The 15,726-nt window shown below is 67.6% G+C and carries 16 protein-coding genes and 1 tRNA gene; 3 read left to right on the top strand and 14 right to left on the bottom strand.

The genetic code is table 11. The features are described from left to right. Nucleotides 1-46: 46 nt before the first annotated feature. The 8 genes from LQ566_RS01830 to leuC form a co-directional block, all read right to left on the bottom strand. A complete protein-coding gene (locus LQ566_RS01830) occupies nt 47-628 on the bottom strand; it encodes a hypothetical protein (protein WP_231089855.1) in 582 nt (193 codons plus the stop codon). Between the two features lie 38 nt (nt 629-666). Beyond that, nucleotides 667-945: a DUF4190 domain-containing protein gene (locus LQ566_RS01825; protein ID WP_231089854.1), complete on the bottom strand. Its 279-nt coding sequence runs from the start codon at nt 943-945 to the stop codon at nt 667-669. A 94-nt stretch (nt 946-1,039) separates the two neighbouring features. Beyond that, entirely contained in the window at nt 1,040-2,125 is a 1,086-nt protein-coding gene (locus LQ566_RS01820) for a D-alanine--D-alanine ligase family protein (protein WP_231089853.1), read from the bottom strand. Next, on the bottom strand, nt 2,031-3,161 hold the full coding sequence (locus LQ566_RS01815; RefSeq protein ID WP_231089852.1) for an NAD(P)H-dependent glycerol-3-phosphate dehydrogenase: 1,131 nt from the start codon (nt 3,159-3,161) through the stop codon (nt 2,031-2,033). Before LQ566_RS01815 ends, LQ566_RS01820 begins: the two co-directional genes overlap by 95 nt. Next, on the bottom strand, nt 3,151-3,900 hold the full coding sequence (locus LQ566_RS01810; protein ID WP_231089851.1) for a lysophospholipid acyltransferase family protein: 750 nt from the start codon (nt 3,898-3,900) through the stop codon (nt 3,151-3,153). The genes LQ566_RS01815 and LQ566_RS01810 overlap by 11 nt, the downstream gene beginning before the upstream one ends. Nucleotides 3,901-3,904: 4 nt before the next feature. Then, nucleotides 3,905-5,275 (bottom strand): UDP-N-acetylglucosamine 1-carboxyvinyltransferase, encoded by a 1,371-nt coding sequence (gene murA, locus LQ566_RS01805; protein ID WP_231089850.1) that lies wholly within the window; start codon nt 5,273-5,275, stop codon nt 3,905-3,907. A gap of 9 nt (nt 5,276-5,284) precedes the next feature. Then, a complete protein-coding gene (leuD, locus tag LQ566_RS01800; protein ID WP_231089849.1) occupies nt 5,285-5,896 on the bottom strand; it encodes a 3-isopropylmalate dehydratase small subunit in 612 nt (203 codons plus the stop codon). 1 nt (nt 5,897) lies between these two features. After that, entirely contained in the window at nt 5,898-7,340 is a 1,443-nt protein-coding gene (gene leuC / locus LQ566_RS01795; RefSeq protein WP_231089848.1) for a 3-isopropylmalate dehydratase large subunit, read from the bottom strand. A gap of 302 nt (nt 7,341-7,642) precedes the next feature. Between leuC and LQ566_RS01790 the strand changes: the two genes are divergently transcribed. Next, nucleotides 7,643-8,920, top strand: a complete 1,278-nt coding sequence (locus tag LQ566_RS01790) for a PLP-dependent transferase (protein WP_231089847.1) — start codon at nt 7,643-7,645, stop codon at nt 8,918-8,920. A 149-nt stretch (nt 8,921-9,069) separates the two neighbouring features. On the opposite strand, the gene LQ566_RS01785 is transcribed toward LQ566_RS01790, so the two are convergent. The 5 genes from LQ566_RS01785 to LQ566_RS01765 all read right to left on the bottom strand — a co-directional run bounded on the left by LQ566_RS01785 (nt 9,070) and on the right by LQ566_RS01765 (nt 13,386). Further along, nucleotides 9,070-9,993, bottom strand: coding sequence for an ABC transporter substrate-binding protein (locus tag LQ566_RS01785; RefSeq protein WP_231089846.1), 924 nt, complete (start codon nt 9,991-9,993; stop codon nt 9,070-9,072). A gap of 55 nt (nt 9,994-10,048) precedes the next feature. Continuing rightward, on the bottom strand, nt 10,049-10,759 hold the full coding sequence (locus LQ566_RS01780) for an ABC transporter permease (RefSeq protein ID WP_269142871.1): 711 nt from the start codon (nt 10,757-10,759) through the stop codon (nt 10,049-10,051). Further along, nucleotides 10,756-11,430, bottom strand: coding sequence for an ABC transporter permease (locus tag LQ566_RS01775; RefSeq protein WP_231089844.1), 675 nt, complete (start codon nt 11,428-11,430; stop codon nt 10,756-10,758). Before LQ566_RS01775 ends, LQ566_RS01780 begins: the two co-directional genes overlap by 4 nt. Continuing rightward, entirely contained in the window at nt 11,427-12,263 is an 837-nt protein-coding gene (locus LQ566_RS01770) for an ABC transporter ATP-binding protein (protein ID WP_231089843.1), read from the bottom strand. Before LQ566_RS01770 ends, LQ566_RS01775 begins: the two co-directional genes overlap by 4 nt. A gap of 79 nt (nt 12,264-12,342) precedes the next feature. Next, a complete protein-coding gene (locus LQ566_RS01765; protein WP_231089842.1) occupies nt 12,343-13,386 on the bottom strand; it encodes a TerC family protein in 1,044 nt (347 codons plus the stop codon). Between the two features lie 243 nt (nt 13,387-13,629). Between LQ566_RS01765 and LQ566_RS01760 the strand changes: the two genes are divergently transcribed. Both LQ566_RS01760 and LQ566_RS01755 read left to right on the top strand, forming a co-directional pair. Continuing rightward, a complete protein-coding gene (locus tag LQ566_RS01760; RefSeq protein ID WP_231089841.1) occupies nt 13,630-14,184 on the top strand; it encodes an RNA polymerase sigma factor in 555 nt (184 codons plus the stop codon). Further along, on the top strand, nt 14,184-15,353 hold the full coding sequence (locus LQ566_RS01755) for a DUF4349 domain-containing protein (RefSeq protein ID WP_231089840.1): 1,170 nt from the start codon (nt 14,184-14,186) through the stop codon (nt 15,351-15,353). Before LQ566_RS01760 ends, LQ566_RS01755 begins: the two co-directional genes overlap by 1 nt. Before the next feature lie 245 nt (nt 15,354-15,598). Here the strand turns inward: LQ566_RS01755 and LQ566_RS01750 are convergent. Beyond that, nucleotides 15,599-15,671 (bottom strand) — tRNA-Glu (locus LQ566_RS01750). Between the last annotated feature and the right edge of the window lie 55 nt (nt 15,672-15,726).

Here is a 15,726-nt window from a genome sequence, read left to right as displayed (position 1 = left end):
CGTCTCCCCTCCTCGCGGCCGAGCTGTCCCGGGTTGCGGTGCCCGGTCATCGAGCGAACTCGCTGAGGCGGAGGTCGGAGGCGAATCCGGCGTCCTCGACGGACGGCGTACCGCTCTCCCAGCGAACCGTGGTGGAGCTGCCGTTGCTGGTGACACGGATGGCGTCGACCGACGCGACGAGCGCGTCGGTGGAGAAGCCGTCGACGACGAGGGTCTTCACGTTCTGTGCGATCACCATCACGGAGCTGCCGGTCACCACGATGGTGTCGCAGTCGTCCGTCACCTCGACCCGCACCGCGAAGTCCGTGATCTCCAGATTCCCCCCGCCGCAGGTGAGCTGCTGGTCCACCGTCTTCGCCAGTGCGGCACGATGTGCCTCGGCCGTGACCGAGCCCGTTGCGGACGTGGTGGTCTGCGCAGCGGATCCGGCGGGGTCTTCGCCCGTCGCTGCGCCCGCCGAACCCTTGTCGGACGCCGTGGCCGGGGGCGTGCTCTCACCCGCGCGGGGCGCCTCCCCCGGTGCCGCGGCGTTCGGGTCCGGTGCGATCGTGGCACTGCAGCCACTGACCAGCAGCATCACCGTCGCCGCGGCGACCATCAGCAGTGGCCTCCTCCGAAACGCGCTCATGTCCTTCACCGTATCCGACCCGGCCACTGCCGCCCCGCTCATGCCGTCGTCACCGCGTAGATGATGCCGCCGGCCAGCACGACCAGCAGGACGATGATCGCGATGAGTTCGAGATATCCGAGCACGAGGCCGATCACTGCGAAGGCCGTGCCGCTCTCACCGCGCCGACGGATCTGTCCGAGCGCGATGTGCCCGAGGATGACCGGGATGAGCGAGAAGCCGAGCAGCGAGAGGACGAAGGCGACCGCCGCCAGGGAGTTCACGGGTGCCGGCGCGGCAGCGGGAACGGGGCGGATCTGGGTCATCGGCTGGTTCATACCCACAGACTAGAAACGGCCCCGCCGCACATGGTGGCGGGGCCGTCGCAGTGCTGTCGCAGATCTGCGACAGCAGGCGCCGACGTCGGCAGGCTCAGGCGCGAGCGAGTGCGTTGTCGACCAGGTAGGTGAGCAGGTCGGTGTAGCTGAGTCCCGTGGCGATCCAGCACTGCGGGAACATCGAGATGGGTGTGAAGCCCGGCATGGTGTTGAGCTCGTTCACGATCGGGCCGTCAGCCGTCACGAAGAAGTCCACGCGTGCAAGGCCCTGTCCGTCGACCGCATCGAAGGCGCGAACCGCCAGCTCACGCAGCTGGGCGGTGGTTGCGTCGTCCAGCTCGGCCGGGCACACCAGATCCACGCCCTCGCCGCCGAGGTACTTGCCCTCGAAGTCGTAGAAGTCGCGGGTGAGGACGATCTCCCCCGGAAGCGAGGCGCGCGAGGACTCGCCGGGCATCCCCTTCAGGACGGCGACCTCGATCTCACGCCCGGCCATGCCCTGTTCGATGAGCACCTTGTCGTCCTCATCGAAGGCCACCCGAAGCGCGGCGTCGAGCTCGTCGGCCGTGTGCACCTTGGAGACGCCCACGCTGGAGCCCGCGCGCGCCGGCTTCACGAACCACGGCAGCGGATACTGAGCGGCCGACGTGCGGACGTGCTCAGGCGAGGAGGCCCAGTCTGCGGAGGTCACCGTGAATCCCGGCGAGACCGGGATGCCCGCCGCCTGCAGCACGACCTTCATGAAGTGCTTGTCCATGCAGACAGCCGAATCCAGCACGCCGCATCCCGCATACGGCAGGCCGAGAATGTCGAGGAAGCCCTGCATGGTGCCGTCCTCGCCGTGCGGCCCGTGCAGGATCGGCAGGACGACATCGATCGGCATCGGCTCCGACACCGATCCGTCCGTCCGGCGGACGTGCAGCACACGCTCGCCGCCGGCCTCGGGCCACAGCACACGTGTGCCGTTGTCGCGCACCTCGGGCATGGCGTCCGCGACCATCGCGAACTTCTCCGGGCGGTCCTCCTCGAGCACGAAAGCGCCGTCTCGCGTGATCCCGACCGGAATCACATCGAACCGATCGCGGTCAATCGCGTGCAGAACCCCGCCCGCCGTGGCGGAACTGATCGAATGCTCGCTGGAGCGCCCGCCGAAGAGCACCACCACCCGCTGCTTGCCCATTGTCCGTCCTCTCCCCCTGCGGGGTGTCGTCGTCGGTGGTCAGGTGAGGGGCGATGTCCCGGGGGTGCATCGTGCCATCCAGCACCATCTTGACCTGTTGCACGATCGGCATCTCCACGCCGACCTCGGCCGCCAGCTGCAGCACCGGACCGACGGACGCGAGCCCCTCGGCGGTCTGCTGCATCTGCGTGACGACATCCTGGAAGCCGTACCCCTGCCCGAGCAGACGTCCGGCCGTGTTGTTCCGGCTCAGCGGAGACTGGCAGGTGGCGATGAGATCTCCGAGCCCTGCCAGGCCCTGCAGCGTGCCGGCCTGTGCGCCGTATGCCACGGCAAAATCCGTCATCTCGACGAGACCGCGCGTGATGATCGACGCCTTGGTGTTCTCGCCATAGCCCACGCCGTCGACGATGCCGATGGCCACGGCGATCAGGTTCTTCAGCACGCCGCCGAACTCTGTGCCGATGACGTCGGTGTTCGTGAACGTCCGGAAATACCGGTTGGACGCCAGCCGGGCGACGGCCTCCGCCGTCTCCAGCGAGGAGGAGGCCACGACGGCGGCAGTGGGCTGTTCGCGCGCGATCTCCAGGGCGAGGTTCGGACCGCTCGCCACGGCGATCCGGTCCGGGTCGCACTGCAGCTCCTGGGCGATGACCTGACTCATCCGCATGCCCGACTGCTTCTCGACGCCCTTCATCAAGCTGACGATCGGGACGTCGAGATTGCCGATCAGCGGACGCAGAGCCTTCAGGTTCTGTCGGGCGGACTGGCTGGGCACCGAGAGGAAGACGGCTTCTACGCCGTCCACGGCCGTGGACAGCTCAGAGCTGGCGGTCATGGTGCGCGGCAGGTTGATACCGGGAAGGTACTTGCTGTTGCGCTTGGCGCGGGAGATCTCCTCGGCCTGCTCCGGCCGACGCGCCCACATCACCACCTCGGAGCCCGCGTCGGCGAGCACCTTGCCGAAGGTCGTTCCCCAGCTGCCCGCACCGACCACTGCCACGCGAGATGCGCGTGCGGAGGGTCTAGGCGTCATAGCGGCCGGTCTCCTTCTGGTCGTGCTGTGCGGGATTCCACCGCTCGGCGGGCGGCTGCTCACCGCGCAGTTCGCCGAGCATCTCGGCGAGCCGGTCCATCACCAGGGTGGTGGCCTCGGTCAGGGCGGATTGCGAGTGCTCGCGCCCGGCGTAGTCGCTGAGGTCGATCGGGTCGCCGAATGCCATGGTCACGGGCTTGCGCCACGGGAACAACCGCAGCTTGCCGTAGCGCGGCATGATCTCCTGCGCACCCCACTGCACGGCCGGGATCACCGGGAGCCCGGCTTCGAGAGCCAGGCGGACGGCACCGGTCTTCCCACGCATCGGCCAGAGATCGGGGTCGCGAGTCAGCGTCCCTTCCGGGTAGACGATGACACCGCGACCGTGTTCGACGATGTCGTTCGACGCCTTGAGGGTCTCCTTCGCGGATGCGGAGGTCGATCGGCGTGCTACTGGCACCATGCCGGTCGCGCGCAGTGCGGAACCGAGCACGGGAACCCGGAAGAGGGATTCCTTCGCCATGAAGCGCGGTGCACGCCCGAGACGCCAGACCCCCACCGCCACGATCAGCGGATCGATCTCGGAGTAGTGGTTGGCGACCATGACGTACGCGCCCTCGCGAGGGAGCTTCTCCGGATGCACGAAGCGGATCTTCGCGAGGAGGCTCATGAACGGGACGACGATCGCCCCCAGCGGCCAGAACCAGCTGGGACGCGACTTCTCCGCAGTGGCGCGCACGCGATCAGCCGATGACGTCGAAGTCCGCGCCGAGGCCGGACAGCTTCGGCAGGAGCTTCTCGTATCCGCGGCGGATGATGCCGATGTTACGGACCGTGGACTCGCCCGTCGCGGTGAGCGCCGCGATGACGTGGCTGTAGCCGCCGCGCAGGTCGGGCACCACGATGTCGGCACCGGTGAGGTGGGTCGGACCGTTGATGACCGCCGCCTGCTCCAGCTGACGACGCGGCACGCGGCGCGGGCCGTTCTGCAGACCATGCGGGTGCACCACGATGTCGGCGCCCATCTTCACCAGTGCATCGGTGAAGCCGAAGCGGTTCTCGTACACGGTCTCGTGCACGATCGACTGTCCCTCGGCCTGCGTGAGCGCCACGATCAGCGGCTGCTGCCAGTCGGTCATGAAGCCGGGGTGGACGTCGGTCTCGACCGTCACGCCGCGCATCGCGCCGGCGCCGCGGCGGAAGACGATGCCGTCCTCGTGCACATCGAAGTCGCCGTTCATACGGCGAACCACGTTGAGGAACGTGAGCATCTCCTGCTGGCGGGCACCCTCGACATAGATCTCACCGTCGGTCGCGAGCGCGGCGGCCGCCCAGCTCGCGGCCTCATTGCGGTCGAAGATCGCACGGTGATCGTAGCCCTTGAGCTCCGCGACCCCCTCGATGAGGATGACGCGGTTGGGCTCGTAGGAGATGATCGCGCCCATCTTCTGAAGCACGGCGATCAGATCCATGATCTCCGGCTCGATGGCCGCGTTCTTCAGCTCGGTCTGTCCATCGGCACGGACCGCCGTCAGCAGCACCTGCTCGGTGGCGCCCACGCTCGGGTACGGCAGGTGGATGTTCGCGCCGTGGAGACCGTTCGGTGCGGAGAGGCGGATGCCGCTGGGCAGCTTCTCCACCACGGCACCGAACTTGCGGAGGGCGTCCAGGTGGAAGTCGATCGGGCGGTCGCCGATGCGGCAGCCGCCGAGGTCGGGGATGAAGGCCTCGCCCAGGCGGTGCAGCAGCGGACCGCAGAACAGGATCGGGATGCGAGAGGATCCGGCGTAGGCGTCGATCTCCTCCATGTGCGCCGACTCGACATCGCGCGGGTCCATGAGCAGCGAGCCGGGCTCGTCGCCCTCGACGACGCGCACGCCGTGCACCTCGAGCAGCGAGCGCACCACGGCCACGTCGCTGATGTCGGGAACGTCGCGCAGGGTGCTGGCGGTGTTGCCGAGCAGTGCCGCCACCATCGCCTTGGTGACCAGGTTCTTGGCGCCCTTCACGGACACGCGACCGGACAGCGGACGACCGCCGCGGATGGACAGGATCTCCCCCGCCCCTGGTGCGATTCCGCCGGTGCCGGTGATGTCGTTCAGGGTGATGCTCATGCGGTGGCCTTACTCTGCAGTGGACGTCTGCACCGGTAGGGTGCGCGGCTTCCAGGATTCGCGACGCGCCTCGTAGGCGGCGATCTTGTCTTCGTTCCGGAGGGTCAGACCGATGTCGTCCAGCCCCTCCAAGAGCCGCCAACCAGTGTAGTCGTCGATCTCGAACGGAACCGTGAGCTCGCCCAGTGTCGCTGTGCGCGCCGGCAGGTCGACGGTGATGGACACACCCGGCTCCGCGTCGATGGCCGCCCACAGCCGTTCCAGGTCAGCCTCGGAGATGATGCCGGTGAGCAGTCCCTGCTTGCCGGAGTTGCCGCGGAAGATGTCGGCGAAACGCGGCGAAAGCACGACACGGAAGCCGAAGTCCCGCAGGGCCCAGACGGCGTGTTCACGGCTGGATCCGGTGCCGAAGTCCGGACCTGCCACCAGCACCGATGCGCCCTGGAACTCGGGCTGGTTGAGGACGAAATCGGGGTCCTGGCGCCAGCCGGCGAACAGCGCGTCCTCGAAGCCGGTCTTGGTGACGCGCTTCAGATAGACCGCGGGGATGATCTGGTCGGTGTCGACGTTCGAGCGCTTCAGAGGCGCGGCGATACCGGTGTGGGTCGTGAACTTCTCCATGTCAGGCCACCTCTCCTGCGGTCTGCAGATCGCTCGGGCTGGACAGCGTGCCGCGGATCGCGGTGGCTGCGGCGACGAGCGGCGACACCAGGTGGGTGCGACCGCCCTTGCCCTGACGGCCCTCGAAGTTGCGGTTCGAGGTCGACGCACAGCGCTCCCCCGGTGCCAGCTGATCCGGGTTCATCCCCAGGCACATCGAGCAGCCCGCGAATCGCCACTCGGCGCCGAAGTCTGTCACGATCTTGTCGATGCCCTCGGCCTCGGCCTCCAGGCGCACCCGCGCGGACCCGGGAACCACCATGACGCGGACGCCGTCCGCCTTCTTCTGCCCCTGGATGATGGAGGCGAACGCGCGCAGATCCTCGATGCGGCTGTTGGTGCAGGAGCCCATGAACACGGCGTCCACGGGGACGTCCTTCAGCTTCGTGCCCGGGACCAGGTCCATGTACTCCAGCGCGCGCTCGGCGGCGGCGCGCTCGTTCGGGTCGGTGTAGTCCTCCGGCGAGGGCACCACATCGGACAGCGATACGCCCTGACCGGGGTTGGTGCCCCAGGTGACGAAAGGCTCGAGCGTGTCGGCGTCGATGAAGACCTCCGCGTCGAAGGTCGCGCCCTCATCCGTGGGGAGCGTGCGCCAGTATGCGACCGCGTCCTCCCAGTCCTGGCCCTTCGGGGCGTGCGGGCGCCCTTCGAGGTACGCGAACGTCGTCTCATCGGGTGCCACCATGCCGGCGCGGGCACCGGCCTCGATGGACATGTTGCAGATCGTCATGCGTCCCTCCATGGAGAGGGAGCGAATCGCGGAGCCACGGTATTCCAGCACGTAGCCCTGGCCGCCGCCGGTGCCGATCTTGGCGATCACGGCGAGGATGATGTCCTTGGCGGTGACCCCCGGCTTCAGCGCGCCGTCCACGTTGATCGCCATGGTCTTGAACGGCTTGAGCGGCAGCGTCTGCGTCGCCATGACGTGCTCGACCTCGCTGGTGCCGATGCCGAAGGCCATGGCGCCGAATGCACCGTGGGTCGAGGTGTGGGAATCTCCGCACACCACCGTGATGCCGGGCATGGTCAGGCCCAGCTGCGGGCCGACGACGTGCACGATGCCCTGCTCCGCGTCTCCGAGCGAGTGGATGCGAACGCCGAACTCGGCCGCGTTGCGGCGCAGCGTCTCGATCTGCGTGCGGCTGGTGAGGTCGGCGATCGGCTTGTCGATGTCCAGCGTCGGGGTGTTGTGATCCTCGGTCGCGATCGTGAGATCCAGCCGGCGCAACGGGCGGCCCTCCGAGCGGAGGCCGTCGAAGGCCTGCGGGCTCGTCACCTCGTGCACCAGATGCAGGTCGATGTAGATGAGGTCCGGCTCGTCGCCCTCCCCCTCGACGACGAGGTGGTTGTCCCAGACCTTCTCGGCCAGGGTCCGCGGACGGGCGGTGTCAGTGGTGGTCATTGCAGTCTCTCCAGAATCGGCGGATGGCCCAACGAAACGGCTCCGCGACGAGCAGGCCTAGAACGAGGGCTCGTCGCGGCGGAGAAGGAGAAGCAGTCCCGCGCGCATCTTTTGAGGCTACCACCGCCGTGAAGCACCACGGACCGCGCCCGTGCTCCGTGCGTAACGCAGAACCGGGCTGCCCAGATGACGTCTGGCCGTCACTTCCTGTCACGCGCTGTCACACGATGATCGGTTTGCGCGTCCCACCTGGAATCCTGGGCGTGCGTGCGATGAGACACGATCGATGAGAAGGAGCGCCAGTGAGCGATCAGCACGGGTTCTCGACCCGCCAGGTACACGCCGGATCCGACGTCGCCACGGCCACGCCGCGCGCCGTACCGATCCATCTCACCGCCGGCTTCCCCTTCGACTCCTTCGCGCAGGCCGAGCACCACTTCTCCACGGGCGCGGGGTTCGGATACACGCGCATCGGCAACCCGACCATCGACGCGGTGGAACGCAAGCTCGCCGCTCTCGACGGGGGCACCCAGGCGCTGCTGGTCTCCTCCGGACAGGCGGCGATGTCCACCGCGGTGCTCTCGGTGGCCGGCGCCGGCGATCACGTGGTCTGTTCGGATCACATCTACGAGGGATCGCGCGGCCTGTTCCTCGACTTCCTGGCCCGCCTCGGAATCTCCACCACGTTCGTCTCCGACATCCGTGACGCACAGACCTGGCGCGATGCCGTGCAGCCCAACACGGTGGCGTTCATCGGCGAGAGCATCTCCAACGCGGCGAACCTCCTGCTCGATGTCCCACTGGTCTCCTCGGTCGCCCGCGAATACGGCATCGCTCTCATCGTGGACAGCACCTTCTCCACCCCGTACCTGTCGCGGCCGCTGGAAGAAGGCGCCGACCTCGTGATCCACTCCGCGAGCAAGTTCCTCTCCGGACAGGGCTCGGTGCTCGGCGGCGTGGTGGTCGATGGCGGGCACTTCGACGCCGCACGCGACGGTGCACGCTCCCCGCACCTCGTCGCCGCGGGCCGTCATGGCGAGCCGAGCATCGCGGAGCGCGCCGGCGGCAGCGCCCGGATCACGTATGCCCGCGAGGTCGTCTCGTCTCGACTCGGCCCCACGATCTCCCCCCTCAACGCGTTCCTCATCGGCCAGGGCGCCGAGACGCTCTCGGTGCGCGTCCGCGCCCACAGTGCGGCGGCGGCAGAAGTGGCCGCATGGCTCGACGCCCACCCCGCCGTGGAGCGCGTCGACTACGTGGGCCTTCCCTCCCACCCCGACTACGAACTCGGACAGCGCATCCTCCCCCGTGGCGCCGGTTCCGTGTTCACGATCACGCTGCACGGCGGTCGCTCAGCGGCAGAGCACGTCGTCAACTCCGTCGGAGTGATCACGCACATGACCCACCTCGGAGATGTCCGGACCCTGGTGCTTCACCCCGCGACCACCAGCCACGTGCACAGCACCGCCGAGGAACGCGCGGCCGTGGGCGTGTTCGACGGTACCCTCCGCCTCTCGATCGGGCTCGAGGAGGTCGGGGACATCATCGCCGACCTCGAGCAGGCGCTCGCCGGCCTCTGACCTCTCGCACCGAGAGAACACGAACCGCCCCGGTGCCAGGCACCGGGGCGGTTCGTTATCGGTCATGGCGTCAGCGGCGAGCCATGCCGGGACGACGACAGACCGCAGACATCAGGTCCACCGTGCTGCCGTTGAGCCCACACGCGAACTCAGCCGGCGAGACCCTGGTCGGTGAGCCACGCCTTCGCGATGTCCGGAGCGGACTTCTGGTCCACCGTGCTCTCCTTGTTCAGCTCGCGCAGAGCGTCCGCCGTCAGCTTCGCGCTCACGGCGTTGATGGTGTCGGCGACCTTGTCAGCCACGTCCTTGTTCACGACGGGAACGACATGAGACGCGAGGAAGATGTTCTTCGTGTCCTTCAGCGCCACGAGGTCGTCGGTCGCGATCCGCGGGTCGGCGGTGTAGACGTTGCCCACCTGGATACCGCCGGCGACGAGCTCGTCGACCGTGGTGTCGGCGGTCGGCGAGAACGTGACGTCCACACCGTAGATCGACTTGAGACCGGTCGGGCCGTAAGGACGCTCCTGCAGCTCCGGCGGGCCGCCGAGGGTGAGGTTCGGCACCTTCGCGAGATCCTCGATGCTGCTGAGCCCGTGCTCAGCAGCGAACGCGGCCGTCACCGTGTAGGAGTCCTGGTCGGTGGCCGGCGCCTGATCCAGCACGGTCAGCGAATCCGGCATGGCGGCCTGGAGAGCGGCATACACGTCGTCGTCACCGGTGGCCGTCGTGTCCTTGTCGAGCCACTGGAGCAGGTTTCCGGTGTACTCGGGGAAGAGTGTCACCTCTCCGCTTTCCAGAGCCGGCATGTAGGCGTCGCGCTGGCCGATGTTGAACTTGCGCTCCACGGTATTGCCTGCGCCTTCCAGCGCCTGCGCGTAGATCTCCGCGATGATCTCGTTCGAATAGTAGGCCTGCGAGCCGACCACGATCGCGCCGGACGGTGCGGCAGAACCCGAGGGGTCGCTTCCCGCCGTGGACGATGACCCGCCGAGCGGGTCTGAGGAGGCGCAGCCCGCGAGGGCGAGAGCTGCCGCGGTGAGGGCGGCGAGGGCGAATCGTCGTGTGAGGTTCATGATCGCTCCGATCTGTTGGACGATTTCTCGAAACTACTGGTGGACGGGACGTGCGTCAGGCGGTGGCCACGGCTGCGGCGCGTGCCTGGGTCAGGCGGATGCGAACACCCGCGGGGGTGACGACACGCTGCAGCAGGGCCAGCAGCGCGTCGATGGCAAGGGCGAGCACGACCACGACGATGGACGCACCCAGGATCTGATCGAACCGGCGGGTCTGGATTCCCTGCAGGATGAAGAAGCCCACGCCCCCGAGACCCACGTAGGCGGCGATGGCGACCGTGGCGACGACCTGCAGTGCAGCGGCGCGCAGGCCGCCGATCAACAGGGGAAGGCTGAGGGGCACTTCGACTCGGAACAGCACCTGCCAGGTGTTCATTCCCACGGCGCGTGCCGCATCGAGGGTGCGACGGTCGATCGCGTCGATTCCGGAGTACGCGCCCGCCAGGATCGACGGTATCGCGAGAACAACGAAGGCGACGATGGCGGCGGGCCCCTTCAGTGCGACACCCATCAGCATGACGAGCAGGATCACCAGTCCGAGGGACGGGATCGCCCGCGCCATCCCCGAGATGACGACGGCGACATTGCGTCCACGCCCGGTATGGCCGATCCACCAGCCCAGCGGGACGGCGATGATCGCGGCGATCACCACGCTCACCAGCGTGTACCAGAGGTGCAGCCCGATGTTGGCGGGCAGCGACAGCGCCCCGCCGTCCAGGCGATCCGGCGAGAAGATCCAGGCGAAGGCCTCCAGGAACAGGTTCATGCCGCTGCCACCACCCGCCGGGTACGCGCCGTCCGTGGCGCGGGCCTGTTCCACGGCAGCAGGAGGCGGCCGAGGGCGACGAGGAGGAGGTCGAACACCCAGGCCATCACCCCCACCGCCACCACGCCGGCGAGTACTTCGGCGATGATGCGGCGCTGGGATCCGTTGGTGAACAGATACCCGAGATTCTCCACGCCGATCAGGATCCCCACGGTGGCAAGGGCAACGGTGGAGACCGTGGCGACGCGGAGCCCGGCGAGGAGGACCGGGCCGGCCAGTGGCAGCTCGACGGTGAAGAAGCGGCGAACGCGGCTATAGCCGATGGCCGTGGCCGCCTGGCGCGCGTCATCGTCGACCGAGTCGAACGCGTCGGCCACCGACCGTGTCATGAGCGCGACGGCGTAGATGGTCAGCGCGACCACCAGGTTGGTGGGCGACAGGTACTCGATCCCGAACAGGCTGGCGAGAACGGCGAAGAGCCCGAAGGACGGGATCGCGTAGAGGACGCCGACCACGCTGAGCACGACGCCGCGGATTCGCGTGTACCGGTGCGCCACCCAGCCAACGGGAAGGGCGAGCAGGAAGCCCAGGATGATCGGTGGCGCACACTGGGCAACGTGCTTGAGCGTGAGAGACCAGATGAGACCGAGATTGTCGAGAACCCATGTCATGGTGTCACCCGGCCCGCCTCGTCATCGATGAGGCGGGCGTGAGCGCGTCCCGCTTCATCCACCAGCACGGTGCCGTCGGGGGTGTGTTTGGCGCGCAGGCTCCGGCGTCCGCCGTCGAGGCCGACGAACTGACGGACGAAGTCATCGGCGGGCGCCTCGATGATCTCGCTCGGCGACCCCAGCTGTGCCACGTCGGCGCCCTGACGCAGGATCACGACCTGGTCACCCAGGAGGAACGCCTCGTCGATGTCATGAGTGACGAACACCACGGTCTTGTCCAGTTCCTGCTGCAGGCGCATGGTCTCGCGTTGCAGGTCGGCGCGCACGATCGGGTCGACGGCGGCGAACGGCTCGTCCATCAGCAGGATGTTGGGATCCGAGGCCAGGGCGCGCGCCACCCCGACGCGCTGCTGCTGCCCTCCGGAGAGCTGGGCCGGGTAACGGGAACCGAGATCCGGGTCGAGCCCGACCAGTTCCAGCAGCTCGCCCGCCCGAAGCCGCGCCTGCGCGCGGGACGTCCCGTTCAGGATCGGCACGGTGGCCACGTTGTCTCGCACGGTGAGGTGCGGCATCAGCCCGCCGTTCTGCATGACGTACCCGATGCTGCGGCGCAGGCGCACCGGATCGGTCTGCCGGACGTCCTCGCCGTCGATGAGGATGGTGCCCGATTCAGGATCCACCATCCGGTTGATCATGCGCAGCAGAGTGGTCTTGCCACACCCGGACGAGCCCACGAAGACGGTGGTGCGACGTGCCGGGATCACCAGAGAGAAGTCGACGACTGCCACGGTGCCGTCGGGATACTCCTTGTGGACTGCGCGGTATTCGATCACCGCTAAAGCCAATCACGGACCACCGACACGCACCAGGGCACTCGCCGCGGCGAGTGCCCTGGTGTGAAAGAACCGCGGGTCAGTCCAGCGATTCGACGTTACGCGCCGCGACACGACGCTCACGGCCCGACGCGATCAGGCTGGCGATCGTGGCGATGGCCATCGATGCGACGATCACGATGAGCGACGTCCACGTGCTGATCTCCGGCGCCCATTCGAAGGGCTGTCCGCCATTGAGGAACGGAACCGTGTTCTCGTGCATCGCGTGGAAGACGAGCTTCACGCCGATGAACGCCAGGATGGCCGCGATGCCGTAGTGCAGGTAACGCAGGCGCTCGAGGAGATCGCCCAGCAGGAAGTAGAGCTGGCGCAGGCCCATGAGCGCGAACAGGTTGGCCGTGAAGACGATGAACGGGCTCGTGGTGATACCGAAGATCGCAGGGATGGAGTCGATCGCGAACAGCAGGTCCGTCACGCCGATCGCGATGAAGACGATGATCATCGGCGTGAAGTACCGACGGCCGTCGATGCGGGTGGTGATCTTCGCACCGTCGAACTCGTCGGTGACGGGGATGACCCGGCGCACGAGGCGCACCACGAAGCTCTCCTTTTCCTCCTCGTCGTCGGAGGAGTTCTCCAGCGCCTGCTTGATGGCCGTGTAGAGGAGGAAGGCGCCGAAGATGTAGAAGATCCACGACCAGCGCTCGATCACGGCGGAGCCGAGCAGGATGAAGGCTGCGCGCAGGATCAGCGCGATGATGATGCCCACCATCAGCACCTCCTGCTGATAGCGGCGCGGCACCTTGAACTGCGTCATGATGAGCACGAAGACGAAGAGGTTGTCGATCGAGAGGCTGTACTCGGTGAGCCAGCCGGCGATGAACTGACCCGCGTGCTCGCCGTCGGCGAAGATCCAGATCAGCACCGCGAAGATCAGCGCCAAGGTCACATAGAAGACGACCCACAGGGTCGACTCCTTCGTCGAGGGGATGTGCGGGCGCTTGAGGACCAGCAGGAGATCCGCCACGAGGATCAGCACCAGGACGACGAGTGATCCGATCTCGAAGAGCGGCGGCAGTTCGAGCAGAACATTCTGCAGGGGAAGGAAGGTCGTGGAGATCACGGAGGCCTTTCGGAGGTTGACGAAATGACCGAAAGTCTCTCCCCCGCTCGATGAGCGGTGCGCAACCGGAGCCGGAGCTCGTGATGACGATGGCGCGTTTACGGGATACTCCCCCTCGCTTCGTCGATTCTAGCGTGTGATCCGCGTGCCGCCGCGACGCAGTGCACGGATCGGGACAGCGGAGTCTGAGACGATATCTGCCACCGGCACACTGTCAGGTGAGAGACAACAGAAGGAGGGCGCGTGGAGGCAGTACTCGACGATGCCGACCTCGTGGCTGCGGCCGCGGGAGGCAGCGAACACGCCTTTCAGCGGCTGTACCGGCAGTACGTCAGGCCGGTCTACTGGATCGCCTACGGGCTGCTGTCCAACGCGGCTGACGCGGAAGACGTCACCCAGGAGACGTTCGTGGTGGCGTGGCGGAAGCTCGCCGGCCTGGAACTGCAGGGTTCGTCCCTGCTTCCCTGGTTAGCAACCATCTGCCGCTTCCAGTCCGCGAACCGCCTCCGCTCCCGTCGGCGGGACCTCGCGAACCGCTCCGAGCTGATCGACGAGGCGGTGCCCGACACCGTGGACGTGGAGGACCAGGTGATCGGCGCCGACCTGGCAGAGCGCATCACCGAGGAGATCGCCTCGATGAGCGAGATCGACCGTGCGATCTTCCGCCTCTGCGTCGTCGAGGGCTACGGCTACCAGGCTGCGGCCGACTCGCTGTCGGTCGGCCATGGCGTCGTCCGAAACCGTCTCTCCCGCATTCGCACCCGCCTGCGGACCACCCTGACCGAATCGGAGAGCTGATGAAGGCCACACCGCCGCTCGCGAAGCCCGAACTTCCCGAGCTCGACGCATCCACCATCGACCGGATGGAGGACGCCGTCTTCGCCCGCATCGCGACGCAGACGCAGAAGGAGCGCGCCGCCGCCGCACGTCGCCATCGCCGTCGGCTGACGGCAGGATGGACGACCGCCGCGGCCACCGTCGCGGTTGTCGCCGCCGGCGCTGTCGTCGGTCCTCAGCTGATCGCCTCGACGGTGGCGCAGGACAGTTCGGCGGGCTCGTCCGCGTGGAGCGAGCCGGCCGGAAACGCCGTCCCGGACCTCGCCGCGGTCGACGCGGGCAAGGCGTTCGAGGGCGCGCCGGAGGCGTCCTCGCTGCGCAGCGACGCCAGTGCCGCAGGGGGCGCGAACGCCGCCGTCACTCCCGTCGAACCTCAGATCATCACCACGGCGGACGTGGGCCTGCAGGTCGAGGACATCACCGCAGCCACCGCGCAGCTCACGATCTTCGCCCAGAATCACGACGGCTATGTGGCCTCCCAGAGCGTGGGCAGCGGTGGCGGAATGACCGAGCCCCTGGCGGCCGACGTGCGGGTGGACTACGGATACATCTCGCTGCGCATTCCGGAGTCCGATATCGATGCAGCCATCGCGGATCTCGCCGATCTCGGTACTGTCGTCTCGCAATCGGTCAACCGCACCGATGTCACGGCGCAGTCCGTGGATCTGCAAGCACGCGTGGACTCGCTGTCCACCTCGGTTGCACGGCTACAGGATCTGATGAAGGCCTCGGGATCGGTCGCCGATCTGGTCGCGGCGGAGAGCGCACTGGCGGAGCGTCAGGCGGAGCTCGAGTCGCTGCAGCAGCAGCTCGCGAGCCTGCAGGATCAGGTCGCGATGTCCACTCTCTCCGTGAACCTGAGCCTGAAGTCCACGTCCGTGGCGGCGGATCCCGCCGGCTTCGGGGACGGTTTCTGGAGCGGCTGGAACGGTCTCATCGCGGCAGGCAACGCGCTGTTGATCGCCCTCGGGTTCGCGGTTCCGTGGCTCGTGGTGATCGGAGTGATCCTGCTCATCGTCCTGCCGATCATCCGTGCGGTGCAGAACCGGCGCCGTGCCCGACGGGAGGCCAGCGGTGAGGCAGAGGCGGAAGCCGACGACGCGGCCCTCGACGAGGCGCTGAAGGGCTGACGACAATCACCACTCCGGTGATCCCGGTTCGCCTCCTGGCGGCCGGGATCACGTCTGTCGCCGGCCGGGTTCCGCCGGCCGAGGACGGGGGTGGGAGCTCTCACGCGGGGTGGGAGCGGGAAAACGCACCGCCGGATTCGATGTCCGGAGCATTCTGGATCTTCCGTCCGGAGCCCACCCGGGCCGTGCATAACCAGGAAAACGACGAAGCCCCCGGACGTTTGTCCGGGGGCTTCGTCACTCGGTGACCCCAGCGGGATTCGAACCCGCGTTACCGCCGTGAGAGGGCGACGTACTAGGCCGCTATACGATGGGGCCGAGTGTCTCTCGCGGCCTTCCGGCTCGCTTGCGACTCATTTAGTATGCATGAGAT

This window comes from Microbacterium nymphoidis (assembly GCF_021044885.1).
GTDB lineage: Bacteria > Actinomycetota > Actinomycetes > Actinomycetales > Microbacteriaceae > Microbacterium > Microbacterium nymphoidis.
This window is presented reverse-complemented; position numbering and strand designations above follow the sequence as displayed.